Source organism: Tannerella sp., assembly GCF_030528505.1.
Lineage (GTDB): Bacteria > Bacteroidota > Bacteroidia > Bacteroidales > Tannerellaceae > Tannerella.
Window position 1 is genome coordinate 1 of sequence record NZ_JAUMYS010000014.1, and the last position, 14,271, is coordinate 14,271.

At 49.0% G+C, this 14,271-nt stretch carries 14 protein-coding genes; 9 read left to right on the forward strand and 5 right to left on the reverse strand.

Translation table 11 applies throughout. From position 1 onward, the window contains the following. The 3 genes from Q4A89_RS03490 to Q4A89_RS03500 form a co-directional block, all read left to right on the forward strand. The coding region (locus Q4A89_RS03490) for an AraC family transcriptional regulator (RefSeq protein ID WP_303183809.1) at window positions 1-838 on the forward strand (838 nt) is incomplete at its 5' end. 75 nt (window positions 839-913) lie between these two features. Then, window positions 914-1,438, forward strand: coding sequence for a VOC family protein (locus tag Q4A89_RS03495; RefSeq protein WP_303183810.1), 525 nt, complete (start codon window positions 914-916; stop codon window positions 1,436-1,438). Then, a complete protein-coding gene (locus Q4A89_RS03500) occupies window positions 1,435-1,797 on the forward strand; it encodes a VOC family protein (RefSeq protein ID WP_303183812.1) in 363 nt (120 codons plus the stop codon). The genes Q4A89_RS03495 and Q4A89_RS03500 overlap by 4 nt, the downstream gene beginning before the upstream one ends. Window positions 1,798-1,898: 101 nt before the next feature. Here the strand turns inward: Q4A89_RS03500 and Q4A89_RS03505 are convergent, their stop codons facing one another. Then, window positions 1,899-2,402 (reverse strand): nuclear transport factor 2 family protein, encoded by a 504-nt coding sequence (locus Q4A89_RS03505; RefSeq protein ID WP_303183814.1) that lies wholly within the window; start codon window positions 2,400-2,402, stop codon window positions 1,899-1,901. 141 nt (window positions 2,403-2,543) lie between these two features. Here Q4A89_RS03505 and Q4A89_RS03510 point away from each other — a divergent pair, with 141 nt between their 5' ends. Beyond that, window positions 2,544-2,858, forward strand: coding sequence for a helix-turn-helix domain-containing protein (locus Q4A89_RS03510; RefSeq protein ID WP_039427985.1), 315 nt, complete (start codon window positions 2,544-2,546; stop codon window positions 2,856-2,858). A gap of 297 nt (window positions 2,859-3,155) precedes the next feature. Here Q4A89_RS03510 and Q4A89_RS03515 read toward each other — a convergent pair whose 3' ends face one another. Continuing rightward, window positions 3,156-3,515: a carboxymuconolactone decarboxylase family protein gene (locus Q4A89_RS03515; protein ID WP_303183864.1), complete on the reverse strand. Its 360-nt coding sequence runs from the start codon at window positions 3,513-3,515 to the stop codon at window positions 3,156-3,158. A 145-nt stretch (window positions 3,516-3,660) separates the two neighbouring features. Beyond that, entirely contained in the window at window positions 3,661-3,774 is a 114-nt protein-coding gene (locus Q4A89_RS03520; protein WP_368389492.1) for a conjugal transfer protein TraO, read from the reverse strand. A gap of 594 nt (window positions 3,775-4,368) precedes the next feature. On the opposite strand from Q4A89_RS03520, the gene Q4A89_RS03525 reads away from it, so the two are divergent. Together Q4A89_RS03525 and Q4A89_RS03530 are read left to right on the forward strand one after the other, a co-directional pair. After that, on the forward strand, window positions 4,369-5,589 hold the full coding sequence (locus Q4A89_RS03525; RefSeq protein ID WP_303183819.1) for an S-adenosylmethionine:tRNA ribosyltransferase-isomerase: 1,221 nt from the start codon (window positions 4,369-4,371) through the stop codon (window positions 5,587-5,589). A 9-nt stretch (window positions 5,590-5,598) separates the two neighbouring features. Further along, window positions 5,599-7,617, forward strand: a complete 2,019-nt coding sequence (locus Q4A89_RS03530) for an OmpA family protein (RefSeq protein WP_303183820.1) — start codon at window positions 5,599-5,601, stop codon at window positions 7,615-7,617. Window positions 7,618-7,993: 376 nt separating this feature from the next. Here the strand turns inward: Q4A89_RS03530 and Q4A89_RS03535 are convergent, their stop codons facing one another. Together Q4A89_RS03535 and Q4A89_RS03540 are read right to left on the reverse strand one after the other, a co-directional pair. Next, window positions 7,994-9,148, reverse strand: a complete 1,155-nt coding sequence (locus Q4A89_RS03535) for a dipeptide epimerase (protein ID WP_303183867.1) — start codon at window positions 9,146-9,148, stop codon at window positions 7,994-7,996. Then, window positions 9,145-10,221, reverse strand: a complete 1,077-nt coding sequence (locus tag Q4A89_RS03540; RefSeq protein ID WP_303183822.1) for a C40 family peptidase — start codon at window positions 10,219-10,221, stop codon at window positions 9,145-9,147. Before Q4A89_RS03540 ends, Q4A89_RS03535 begins: the two co-directional genes overlap by 4 nt. Window positions 10,222-10,514: 293 nt before the next feature. Here Q4A89_RS03540 and Q4A89_RS03545 point away from each other — a divergent pair, with 293 nt between their 5' ends. The 3 genes from Q4A89_RS03545 (at window position 10,515) to Q4A89_RS03555 (ending at window position 14,265) form a co-directional block, all read left to right on the forward strand. Further along, complete coding sequence (locus Q4A89_RS03545; RefSeq protein ID WP_303183824.1) at window positions 10,515-11,318, forward strand: hypothetical protein; 804 nt, start codon at window positions 10,515-10,517, stop codon at window positions 11,316-11,318. Between the two features lie 13 nt (window positions 11,319-11,331). Further along, window positions 11,332-12,636, forward strand: a complete 1,305-nt coding sequence (locus tag Q4A89_RS03550) for an LVIVD repeat-containing protein (RefSeq protein ID WP_303183826.1) — start codon at window positions 11,332-11,334, stop codon at window positions 12,634-12,636. Between the two features lie 108 nt (window positions 12,637-12,744). Next, window positions 12,745-14,265, forward strand: coding sequence for a DUF4301 family protein (locus Q4A89_RS03555; protein WP_303183827.1), 1,521 nt, complete (start codon window positions 12,745-12,747; stop codon window positions 14,263-14,265). The last annotated feature ends 6 nt before the right edge of the window (window positions 14,266-14,271 follow it).

Consider the following 14,271-nt stretch of genomic DNA (forward strand, 5'->3'; position numbering starts at 1 on the left):
CTTGTGTTTTTATCTGGCCGGTGTAAAAACTCGAGGATTTTATCTAAATTTGCGAAAAGCATCTTTAATGGCGGCTACAAAATACCAAATCAGTAAACCCAACGCATTTCTACGGAAGTATATAGATTATTTCTGGGCAGGGGAGACAGACCAATATTTTCACTATTTTTCGCCTGCGTCCACACTTACCGATTTGGTTTTCTTTTGCGAAGGAACGATGAAAAATGTTCAAAATCGGGAAGAGTTATCTGAGAGCGGAATGGTTTTCGGTCAAAAAACGATCGTTGACAACTATGAAGCTGTTTTTCCCAAAGCTAAACTTTTTGGGGTTCGCGTGCGTCCGTCTATTTTTCTCTTGACTCACAAAATTCCCGCAACGGTATTGGGTGGGCAACGCATCTCTTTGCAAGAATTATTTGGTTACGAGGGCGAACAGCTCACGGAGAAAATACTCAAATCCCATACCTTGTCGGAATTTATCCGGATTTTCTCGGATTTTCTGATGCAAAAAGCAACGGATTTGCCTCTGAAATACCAATCTGTCGAAAAATGGTTACCAAAAACCAATTTCCTAAGTCCCGATATTTCTACGAGGAATATTTGCCTTTCCCAGCGACAGTTCGAGCGAAACTTTAAAGAGTTTACGGGCTTTTCTCTACGAAAATACACTAAAATCAAGCGGTTTGAGCAGGCATTCCAATACTTGCAAAACACCAAAAATCAAGAAAACTTCACCGAAATCGCCTGCCGATTTGGTTACTATGACCAATCCCATTTCAACCGAGATTTCAAGGAGTTTACGGGTATTTCTCCAATGAAGTTACACAACCGGATATAAGAAAAACGTCGTTTCGGTACAATTTCAGTATATAAATTTGGGGTAGTTTTGCCTCGAATTTTAATTTACAGAAAAGTGACTGAAAAAGTAAATATTCCTCAAGGGAGTCATACCGTAAACGCTCTCATTGCCACACAAGATACGCGTGCATTAATCGCCTTTCTCGAAAAAGTTTTTGATGCTCAGGAAGATAAAAACGCATTGGCAATCAGTCAATCCGATGGGAAGATTTTCAATAGCAGTGTAAGGATTGGCGATACTTCGATGATTATTTTCGACCGAAAAGAAGGTTGGAAACATACGCCCTCACTACTTCAAATCTATGTGAATGATATAGATAGAAAACTCGCAACCGCCGAATCACTCGGAGCCACTATTGTTACCCAGCCTACCGATTTTTATGGAGGGAAATTAGCTCGCTTCATCGACCCGCAAGGCAATTTATGGTGGCTTTTTGAACTGTCGGAGTATGACGAATCGGATTGGAGTTCTTCGGAAGAGACGTCTGATGAAACGGACGCTGTGTGGGAATTAGAGTCTGATTCGGATATGACTTACATACACGATTCACTTGTAGAAGCAATGAAAAAAACTCAATGATTTTCAATAACTCTAAAGATAAAAAAACGGCACAGAGTTTAGATGAATACGTTTTGTTTCCACTCGGAGGAATTGTTTTAGGAGTTCATCCGTTGGAAGATTTGCAAAAAGATACTACTTTGCTGTATGAATTTTATCAATTTTCGGGATTGACCATTTCATATAATGCAAAATCGGAAGCAGAAGAGGATGAAGTCCTCAAAGAAGTCGAAAACTTGGGAGGAAAAATCGTTAAACCCGCTCAGAGAGTGTATTGGGGTGGATATAGTGGTTATTTCAAAGATTTAGATGGCTACCTGTTTGAAGTTGCCTACAATCCTTATTGGGAATTGGACGAAAATGATAATCTTGTTTTGTGATGGTTGTTGAAAAATAATATCGAAATAGGGCGGTGTGTCATAAAAAAAGCTAAAGCGGTCAAAAACCTTGCTCTAAGAACAAGGTTTCTGATTTTTAAGGGTTACTTTTCGGCTTTTTCGGCTTGCACTTTCCAGAAAGCATCTTCCTCCTCAATTCTTTCGGAAAAGAGCCAGACCTCTTTGATAAGTCCGTCCTCCAAACGAAGTAAATCCACGCCTCTCATCGCCATAGAAACTCCATTTTTATCCAACGCAAAACGGATAGAAGCCACCACCATAGCCCCATTGTCGGCAAGGTAATCTACTTTAATACCCAAATCGCCACCGCTCCATTTGGCCAATTTCCCCAAGTGGGCAAAGACAGCTTGTTTTCCGGTGAAAGTACCCGACTGAACGCCCTTGCCAGGCTGATGCCAAACCAAATCATCGGCGAAAAGCGACGCCACTTTTGCCATATCGCCATTTTCCAATGCAGAAAAATACTGCTGTACAATTTCTAAATTTGTCATTTTTAAATCTTTATTTTTAGATGAATTCTTGTTTTCACCGAATCGACAAGATGCAAATCCCATCAAAACAACTGCTAATAAAACTATCTTTCTCATTACCGATTGATTTTTATTTGAAAAGTTGAGTTTTTGATGGCAAAATTATATCTTTGCTCTCTATTTGTCAAGTACCTACAATATTGTATGATACTTACCATATTGTTAGATTTGTTGATAATCAATAAGAAAAAAATTGCTATGGAGAGAAAAAATTCAGACAACGAATGCCCTGTACGAAAGTCGATGCAGATTTTTGCAGGTAAATGGACTTTACTCATTATTTATCAAATCAACAGCAGAATAGTCCGCTATGGAGAGCTTAAGCGTGCCATTCCGGGGATAAGCGAGAAGATGCTCATAAACGAATTGAAATTCCTATGCGACAAAGGATTGATTGCCAAAAAACAGTACCCGGAAGTGCCTCCACGTGTAGAGTATTCGCTTACACCATTGGGCGAGAAGGTGCTGCCAATTATCGATGAAATTGCCAGATTCGGAATGGAAAATCTGTGAATCTTTGTTCTAATAGCACTCTCTGCTATATGCAGGTCATTTACCTTCGTCAAGTACTTCTCTTAATGCATTCATCCCGTTGATGGTGGATGGGAAACCCGAATAAACCCAAATTACGCGATACACTGTTCGGCGTTTACCATTAATAATGGATGTACGAATGTACGACGATGATTATGTCAGGCTTACAGCCCTCCGCCAAGATGCGATGCCTTTTTCCCCAACGCTTCGCATTGGGCTGAATTAAGGCGCCCTTTCAGGGCTTTTACAGCAATCAGCCTTCAGCCGGCCAACAACTCAAGGCCCGCAGGGCATACAAGGGCTGAAAGCCCGGATTATTTCAGCCCCATCCCGCAAGGGTGGGGGATCGACATCCGGACCTTGTTCGGAGGGCTGAAAGCCTGAATGAAATTCATTCTTATACTTTCTATTGCGGAATCCGGGATAAACAGTCATCAAAAGCATAATTTCCTTGATGCTTTCTTCGGAAAGTCCGACATTCAAGCCTGCTTTGATATGAAACTTCAACTGGGGTCGGGCATTACCCAAGGCTGTCAACGCTGCAATGGTGGCTATTTGACGATATTTTCTATCCAAATTTTCTCTTGAGAAAATATCTCCATATCCGTATTTTCGATAGCATTTGTTTCGTTTTATGCAATTTTTTCTGTACCGGCATCGTCTCTACCAGCTGAATACTTGACTCGTGACTACAGACAGGCCAAAACACGGCGAAGACAAGCACCCTCATCACCCCAATTGAGTCTAATACTTTTCGTTTCATGTATCTTCCTTTCTCTTTTTAGTGTATCATCCATTTCAGTCCTGCTCCGAATTGCGCATGAAACCGTCTGGTAGATGTGCCCCACAGCACCTGTTCACAGGCAGTCGGAGGCAGCACGATGCGGTTAGACAGATTCTTTTTATCCTATTTGCTTTAAAGATTAGCATAGTAGAGGCAACTGAAAGCTGCTCTTACAATCTCACGATTTATTGTAACTTTGCAAAAAAACGGCTCAAAATACATGACTACAAAATGCCCAATCATTAACCCCAACGTATTTCTACAGAAATACATAGACTATTTTTGGGCAGGGAAAACAAATGAATATTTTCACTATTTTTTGCCTGCGTCCTCTCTTACCGATTAGGTCTTCTTTTACGAATGACTTTGTTGCAACGGTATTGAAAAGTAGGAGTTATTGGAATATTTTTTGTATTTGCAAGTAGTTGTTTTTCAGTGGTTTGCTTCCGATTGTCAAAAGATATAAGATGTAGGTGTATATAAAAAACAACCTAAGAGAATCAGTCGTTTGATAGTCAGCGATATAGCAAGTCTGATGTTTTATTGCAGGGAAAAATATATCATTGTTTTTTAGGAATTTATCCGTTGTTACAAAGTCTTATTGCTTTATAAACATGATTTGCTAACAAACTCATTTATTCTTCGTTATTTTTTCAGACACCGCTTCTATCTTCTGCCGTGAATTTCGTACTTTTGCCTCCCGGAATGATAACACCTCAACACATACATATCGACGATTATGCCTATCCGCTCCCCGACGAGCGGATTGCCCGATACCCGTTGCCGCAACGTGACCGGTCGAAATTACTCGTCTACCGCAGCGGACAGATCGGCGAAACGGTCTTCGACCGGCTGCCCGACGAGCTGTCGCCCGACGCCCTGCTCGTTTTCAACAATACGCGCGTCATACGGGCAAGACTGCTCTTCCATAAAACGACGGGCGCACAGATCGAAATCTTTTGCCTCGAACCGGCCGAACCGGCCGACTATGCGCAAATATTTCAACAAACGGAGCAGTGCAGCTGGCATTGCCTCGTCGGGAATCTGAAAAAATGGAAAGACGGCACGCTGCCCCGTACGGTACACGTTGACGAGACATCCGTCCGCCTGACAGCCGAGCGGACAGAGACGCACGGAGCAAGTCACCTCGTGACGTTTCGGTGGGATAATCCGCGGTATACGTTTGCCGAAGTGCTCGAAGCAGCCGGAGTACTCCCGATCCCGCCTTACCTGCGGCGCGAAACGGAACCGACCGATCTGCAAACGTATCAGACGGTCTATTCGCGCATCAAAGGCTCGGTGGCCGCGCCTACGGCCGGGCTTCACTTCACGCCCGAAGTGCTGGCCGAATTAGACGCCCGGGGTATCGGACGCGAAGAGGTCACGCTCCATGTAGGAGCCGGCACGTTCAAGCCTGTCAAGAGCGAAACGATCGGATCGCACGAGATGCACACGGAGCATTTCGCCGTCAGTCGCCGAACGATTGAGCGCCTTATGACCGTGTCAGGATCTGTGATTGCCGTCGGTACCACGTCGGTACGCACGCTCGAAAGCCTCTACTACCTCGGTGCCGGGCTCTCGACAGCAGAACCGACCGACCAGACCGTCCTTCCGACCGTCGGGCAATGGACTCCCTATACGGGTGAGGCAGCCGGCATCTCCGTCCGCGAAGCGCTGCAACATCTCCTTACTTATCTGGATCGTCAGGGAACCGACCGGCTCGTAGCAGCCACCCGGATTCTGATCGCTCCGGGGTATGAGTTCAAGATCGTGCGGGGTATGATCACCAACTTCCATCAGCCGCAGAGCACGTTGCTGCTGCTCGTCTCGGCCTTCGTCGGAGGAGACTGGAAAGCGATCTACGATTACGCGCTCGACCATGACTTCCGTTTCCTCAGTTACGGCGACAGCTCTCTGCTGCTATAACACAATAAGATGGATACTGATCCGTTACCCATTAAGATGGTTCGATTTTTCAAAAGATACAACGTACTGCTCATGCTGGGCTGCCTGCTTCTCGGGCCGCTTGGCGCGTGCAAAACGGTCAAGCTCAAAGACGCCGAAGAGAAACAGCGCCTCGGCGAATACCACAGCGCGGCCGAGATATATCGCAAGCTCTACACCAAGGCGAAGCCCGAACAGAAAGACTTGCGCGCCTACATCGCGTTCCGTATGGGCTACTGCAACCAGCGCATCAGCAACACGGCACGCGCCATCAGCGCCTACCAGAATGCGCTGCGTTATGACTATCCGGACAGCATGCTCTTCCTTTACCTCGGACAAGTATATCAGAAAGACGGACGATACAGCGACGCCATCCAATACTACCAACAGTATGTAGCGCTCGATTCGTCCGACATGCGTGCGGCTAACGGCATCGCAGGATGCGAAATGGCCACCGGATGGTGCGACCGACCGACCCTCTATCAGGTGGGACGGATGGATATTTTCAACTCACGCCGCAGCGAATTCAGTCCGATGTTTTACGGCGAAAAGCACGACCAGCTCTATTTCTGCTCGTCACGCGGCATCGTACACAAAGACTCCATCAACGGCATCACCGGGCTCAAGAACAACGCGCTCTTTGTTTCGAACAAAGACGAAAACGGCGCGTGGCAAAAACCGGTCGAGGTAACAGACCCCGTTACGACAACGTATGACCAGGGCACCCCCTCGTTTTCGAAAGACGGCTCGACGATGTACTACTCCTACTGTGCCGAAGACGCCGTTGACCCGCGCACCTCCGAAATTTACGTCTCTTCGCGCAGCGGGGCGGCTTGGGGCAAGGGACAGCGCGCCAACATCGTCAAAGACTCGATCACGTTGCTGGCGCATCCGGCCGTCTCGCCCGACGGTAAATTCCTCTATTTCGTAGCCGACGCGGTGGGCGGATATGGAGGGAAAGACCTGTTCCGCACGCGAATCGTCGGAGCAAGTGACTTCGGCGGGATGGAAAACCTCGGTCCCGCGATCAATACCGAAGGCAACGAGCTCTTCCCCTATGTGCGCGATTCGGTGACGCTCTACTTCGCTTCCGACGGCCATCCCGGCATGGGCGGACTGGACTTGTTTAAGGCCACGCTCGACAGCGCGGGACAGTGGCATGTCGTCAACATGGGTGTCCCGGTCAACTCGGCAGCCGACGATTTCGGCATCACCTTCGAAGGGGAGAAAGAGCGCGGCTTCTTCTCCTCAAACCGAGGCGACGCGCGCGGATGGGATCACATCTACTCGTTCGAGTATCCGACGATTACGATACAAATCGAAGGCTACGTGTCCGACGTCGAAGAATACACGATCGAGAACGCCATCGTGCGCATCGTAGGTAAAGACGGTCTGAACGTGAAGGTTCCCGTCAAGCCCGACGGTTCGTACAAAGTGGAGTTGGCACGCGACGTCAGCTACGTAATGATGGCCGAAGCGCCCAACTTCCTGAACCAGTACTTTGAACTTAAAACAAGCGACGAAGAGAAAAACGAAACGTATTACGTCGATTTCTTCCTCTCACCCATCGACAAGCCCGTGGTGGTCGAAAACATCTTTTACGACTTTGACAAGGCTACGCTCCGTCCCGAATCGAAAGAAGCGCTCGACCAGCTCATCAAAATCCTGAACGAAAATCCGAACGTTACGATCGAGCTGGGAGCCCATACCGACCGCAAAGGAACCGACGCATACAACGAAAAACTGGCACAGCGGCGCGCCCAGTCCGTAGTGGATTACCTCATCGACTCAGGCATTGATGCGGCGCGACTTACCGCTAAAGGATACGGCGAGACCGTACCCAAAACAATCACCGCAAAACTTGCGGAGAAACACCCCTTTTTCCCCGAAGGAACCGTATTGGACGAGGCTTTTGTCAACACCCTCCCGCCGGAGCAGCAGGAAGTGGCCGACCAGTTGAACCGCCGCACCGAATTCCAAGTGACCGGACTCGATTACGAGCTTCGATAACGGATGACGAATTACGAGGTTTGAACACGAATGGCGCAAATCAACGTAAATACATTTTTTGTGTGATGTTAAAACAATAATGCACCACGCAAATCGGCGGTGTGTCATAACGGGCAAACTGCTTCGTTGCTTGCGGAATGAGAGCTCGGTCACATCCCTTAGTATGCTCCCTTACCCTCATTCTTAGCGCCTTGCTTTTTATCCATTCTTACACACCTAAAGAGGGTGTGCCCAGACATTGCATTTTGACACACCCTCATATTCATATCAACGCCATGGCGGGCGAACACAGAGGTTCGCCTCTACGCGGCAGACAACTCAACAATCAAACAACTCAACGCCCGAAAGGCATTCAACGCCTGAAAGGAGAGACACGCTACTTCTTCCGAACGTCAATGCCGATGCCCGGTTTATCGGTAGGTTTCATGATGCCGTCCTGCAATGTAGCGCCGCGGCACCAGTCCGATTCGGGCTTGATAAGCAGGCTGCCGTCGAGGTCGCAAAAATCGACGGCCGGAGCGAGTTGTGTGGCTGCCGAGATGGCGCATGAGCTTTCGGTCATGCAGCCGATCATCACCCGCATGTCAAGCGAGCGGGTCAGATTGGCCATCTTCCACGCTTCGCGCAGTCCGGTACATTTCATCAGTTTGATGTTAATACCGCTGTAAACGCCTTTCAGTCGCGGAATGTCCGTCAAACGTTGCACGGCTTCATCGGCAAAGACAGGCAGCGGACTATGTTCCGTAACCCACGCATTATCGTCAAGTTTCTTCTTCGACATGGGCTGTTCAACCATCACGATGCCTTTTTCTTTCAACCACAAAATCATATCGAGCGCATGATGCTTGTCTGTCCAGCCCTGATTGGCATCGACGGCGAGCGGGATGTCGGTTACTTCGCGGATCGTCTCGATCATCGTTTTATCATGCTCCGTTCCGAGTTTAACTTTCAGGATACGGAAATCGTTGAGGTACTCTTTCGTCTTTCTGCGAACGATATCAGGCTCGTCGATACCGATCGTGTACGTCGTCGGAGGAATATGATCGGGATTCAGTCCCCAAATCTTGTACCACGGCTGCCCCATAAGCTTGCCCACGAGGTCGTGCAGTGCAATATCGACGGCAGCTTTCGAAGCCGTATTGTTTTCGCCGAGACGATCGACATACGTCAGAATATCCTCCATTTCGAACGGCGTGCGGAAACGATCTAACTTCACCCGCTCCAGAAAAGCGCATACCGAAGCCTGCGACTCGCCCAGATACTGGGGCATGGAGGCTTCACCGTATCCCGTCACGCCGTCGTATTCGATCTTTGTGCGGACGGTAGGTGTCATGGTGCGCGAATAGGTAGATACGGTGAATGTATACCTCAGTTGTAAATCGACCGGTTCGAACGTCAGTTTCATTTTACCGTCGAGGGCTGCCGACTTCATCAGAGCGAACGGCGCGGCATGCGATGAGTCGAGCGACAGGCTGCCTGCCGCTGCCGCCAGCGCTGCCGTTTTCAAAAAATTCCTGCGATTCTGTTTCATTGTTTGTTCCATGTGTTTTGGTAATACGAATTATTTTTAATCGTGCTGATTCCGGGCCATTCACGAGCGCCGATGATACGACAGGCACGCACAAACTCCGACGCGTTCAGCGCATCGTAGTTCGAAGCGGACGGGTTAAGGCTGCCGACCTTTACCTGTGTAGCCTCATGGATAAATTCATCGTTGCCCATATAAATCCCGACATGACGGATACGGTCTCGGCTCTTTCCGAAGAAAAGCAAATCCCCCGGACGCAGATTCCCGTATCCGTTCGTGATATCAATCTGTTCGCCGGTGACGCATTGCTGCGACGCATCGCGTTGGAGAATAAGGCCGTGAAGGAAGAAGACCGTCTTGACGAGTCCGCTGCAATCCATCGCTTTCGACGACGTGCCGCCCCAGAGGTAAGGCACCCCCATAAACGACTGTGCGGTAGCCAGGATACTCTCGGCCGTCAGGTTGATACGCTTCAGCCATTCGTCGACCGGCTGCGCTTCGCCTTTCAGGACAAAAGCCGTTCGCCCGTCAGGATATGAGATGCGATAGAACGCACCCGTTTTACCTTCGAGACGGAGCATATTGCCCGCCACTAAGTCCGAAACAGGAGGCGACTTGCGGTCGGCACGCGAATAAGCAAAGCCGTGATGAGCCAGAAAAATGATCTTCGGAGTGTCTGTCCACGCAGTAAAGGTGGCGGCATTCATCTCGGTCACGTTGCCGGACTTCGTATATCCCGTATAATTGTCGGGCGTTTGAATACGCAGCCAGCCGTCGTGCCGTTCCAGAATACGGACAGGGGTGCCCAGCAGCGCCTGTGTCGCCATTTCGGCCGGATATCTGCCCTGCGTGCGGATACTGGCAACCGAAAGCGTCACCACGCCATACGTCCGTTCGCCCATCGCCACGGATGGTTCGAGAGGAACAGGCAGCGTTTGAAGGCTCAGTCGGCGTACGGGAACCGTATCTTGAGGCGTTTGCCGTACCGTATCTGTAGTTGCGAGGAAATTTCCCTTCGCCGTTGTCAGCGAAGCGAAGCATAGAAGCGAGAAAACAGCATATAAAAATCGTTTCATGATAGAATGAATTAAAAAAACCGGATAAAGATAAGGCATATTTTACGAATACAAAAAATGAAACTCCGGCTCTCCTTTCACCATATAATCGCAAATAAATGGGATAGAAAAGATAACAAATTTTCAGAAAAGCGATTATTTTTCTATCGATCAGGAAGGATGTCCCCATTCGTCATACGATATCCATCCCATAATAACCCATCTTTTTTTAACTCGCGATGCAGCGTTTTGGATGTTTTTTGCATCATGCTTTATATAAAGATTGGAACACTGTATTTAAAAGCAATTGTATCATGAAAAAAAAGCTACTTTTATTGTTCGTTGTGTCGGCATTGACCGGAGCGATGCACCTCCTGCAGGCACAACAGGATTACAGGCCCAAAAAGGGCTACGTGCATCTGAAAAACGGAACCGTACTGAAAGGAAAGTACGTCTATGCGCCTGCTCTCGACAGAATCAGGGTGATCAGCGGCGGCGAAACCGTCGTTTTCTCCACGGACGAGATTGAAAAAGTATCGAACGGCAAAGGGCCGGACATTGTTCGGGTGGAAGGAGGTGAACCCTTTTCCTACAAGCCGCAGCGGTTGTTCAGTCTGAATGAGCTGGGCATTCTCATAGGCAACGCGGACAACGAACTGAAAGCGCCTTTTATTTTCAACACTTCTCTTCATTTCCGCCTGTGGCGAGGACTGTCTGCCGGCGCAGGCACAGGGATCGAGATTTATAAGGAAGCCTATCTGCCCGTCTTCGCGCATGCGATGTACACGTTCGGGAACGACCGTCGCGTCTCGCCTTTTGTATCGCTACAGGGAGGATATGAGATTCCGCTCGAAGGTTCGCGCCTGAAGTATGCCGACATTCGTCCAGAACGATATGATTGGATCGGGCCTCCGCCGGAAGTAACCGATACAAAAGCGAAAGGAGGCTGGCTCATTCATCCGTCCGTCGGATTCACTTACCAGCTGAGCGAAGGCTTTGCCATGGGGCTCTCGGTAGGCTATCGTCATCATGCGTTACGCTACAAAGCGAACGAAGATTATTCGATGGATGTGAAATATGACCGTTTGTGTGTGAAATTAGGATTTATCTTCAATTAAAAAAAACTGCTTTATGAAACGCTTTCATTTTATTCTATCCGCATTCTGTGCGCTACTGTTTCTGTCGGCCTGTGTCGACGAATACTCCGAAACGTACACGGCCTATACTCCGGTGTATCTGTCGTACGGCGATTTGCGAAGCGCCGTCAAGCCCTCCTCTCCCCGTTCGATCGAGAAACCCGGGAAGATTTACTTCAAGGGAGAGATGTTATATATCGTCGAGCGTCTAAAAGGTATTCACATGGTCGATGTGTCCGATCGTTCCCATCCGCAAAACGTGCGGTTTATAGAACTTCCGGGCTGTGTAGACCTGGCCGTTAAGAACAATACGCTTTACGCCGACAGCTACGTCGATCTTGTGACGCTCGATATCTCCGATCCGAAGCAAGTAAAAGAAATCGGACGCATCAAGAACGCTTTCCGCTACACTATACCGCCCACCGAACGGCCGCTTCGCACGGACCGTATCGATCAAGAGAAAGGCGTCGTGATCGACTGGACAGAGCAAAGAATTACCCGTAAGCTCGAAGAAAGACCCCGCGTTTACTATCCCATGCGTCCGTGGGACAACTGGCACAAAAGAAATGAGTTCTTGAGCCTCGGAGGAGGCTCCGGTTCTTCGGGATCTACCGGATCGACCTTCGGAAAAGCCGGCTCTATGGCACGCTTCGGGTTGTACGACTCATACCTGTATGCCGTCGACGAGACGAGCGTTCAACGGTTCGATGTCTCGGAAGAGCGTTCTCCGAAGACGCACGGTGGCCCGCAGCATGTCGGAGGTGGCATCGAAACGATGTTTATTTACGATAAGCACATGTTTTTCGGTACCCGCTCGGGCATGCTGGTCTATTCGCTCGAAAATCCCGTCATGTTGCAACGCAAGGCGAGTTACTGGCACATCACCGCCTGCGATCCTGTGGTGGTCGAAAATGGATACGCCTATGTTACGCTCCGAGCAGGAGTACAATGCCGGAATCAAAGCATCAACCGGTTGGATGTGCTCAAACTGTCGGACGACTACCGGGCGATTACCCCCGTAAACATGGTCAATCTGACCGAGCCTTACGGTCTGGGAATCGATAAAGAGATGCTGTTTATATGCGACGGAAAGGCCGGTTTGAAAGTATTCGATGTCACCGACAAAAAGAAGATCGAAAATAACCTGATCGCCGGGTTTCCGTCGATTCAGGCTTTCGACGTCATCCCCGTCAACGGTTACCTCTTTATGATCGGGAACGACGGATTCTATCTCTACGACTATTCAAACCCGAAGCAAATTAAACTGACCGGAAAAATTCCGGTCGTCAAAAAAGAGTAAAGAATGTAAGCCCAAAAAGGACATACGAAAAAGAAAAATCCCTGCCAAAACGTCGGGAACCGGATTTTCTATGTAAATTTGTGAGCGAATCATATAACAAGAAGAAATATGTTAACATCTAATGACCTTCAGCTATTGGCTGAAAAGAAGATTACGGAAACCGGGTTACAGGAGCAACTGGAACGTTTTGTGCAGGGATTTCCATTTCTGGAGATCAAAGCATCGGCATCGGTGACGAAAGGAATCCGCGCGATTTCGGACGAGGAGTGCCAACAATACATCGACCGCTGGAAAGCATATCTGGCGCAGAATAAGAAAATACTCAAATTCGTACCAGCTTCGGGAGCGGCCAGTCGCATGTTTAAAGACTTGTTCAGCTTTCTGTCGGCCTCGTATGAAGTTCCTACAAGCCCGTTTGAGAAGAAGTTTTTCGACAAAATCAGGCGATTCGCCTTTTATCAATCGCTCGATGCCTGTTGCCAACGAAACGAGGGACAGGATATTTCATCGCTGCTGGCAGCGGGCAAATATAAGGCCGTCGTCAGCAATCTACTCGAAGAAAAAGGACTGAATTACGGAGCACTGCCGAAAGGCTTGCTGCAATTTCACACTTACGCCGACGGCGCGCGGACAGCGCTTGAGGAACATCTCGTCGAAGGTGCGTTGTACGCGAAAAACCATGCGGGCGAGGTGAATATTCATCTGACCGTTTCGCCCGAACATCAGCCGTTGTTCGAGCAATTAGTCAAGGAAACGACGCCGGCCTACGAAAAAGCGTTCGGAGTGCGTTATGCGATATCGTTCAGTACGCAGCTGCCCAGCACCGACACCGTGGCCGTGGATACGAAGAATCAGCCGTTCCGCGATGCCGACGGACAACTTGTTTTCCGTCCGGGAGGCCACGGGGCGCTCATCGGGAATCTGAATGCGACGGACGCCGATGTCGTATTTATCAAAAACATCGACAACGTGGTACCCGACCATTTCAAAGACGCAACGGTCACGTACAAGCAGCTTCTGGCGGGAATACTCGTCGACCTGCAATCGCGAATCGCCGACTACCTGAAACTGATCGACAGCGGTCGCTATACACCGGAGCAGGTGACGGAGATGATCCGCTTCGTCGAAGATGAACTGTGCATCGAGAACCCCGAGCTGGAGTACCTCGAAGATGTCGAAGTGATACTTTACATCAAACGAAAACTACTGCGCCCGCTGCGCGTATGCGGTATGGTGAAGAACGTGGGCGAGCCGGGCGGAGGGCCTTTCTTTGCCGTCAACCCCGATGGAACGGTCTCTTTGCAGATTCTCGAAAGCTCACAGATTGATATGGACCGACCCGAAGCCCGTCAATTCTTCGAGCAAGGAACGCACTTTAACCCGGTCGACCTTGTTTGCGCCTTGAAAAGCCCCGACGGAACGAAATACAACCTGCCGGATTTCGTTGACCGGAATACGGGATTTATCTCGCAGAAGAGCAAAGACGGACGCGAGCTGAAAGCGCTCGAGCTGCCGGGTTTGTGGAACGGCGCCATGAGTGACTGGAATACGGTATTTGTCGAGGTACCGATCGAAACGTTCAACCCCGTCAAAACCGTCAACGACCTGCTGCGTCCGCAACATCAGTAAAAGCGG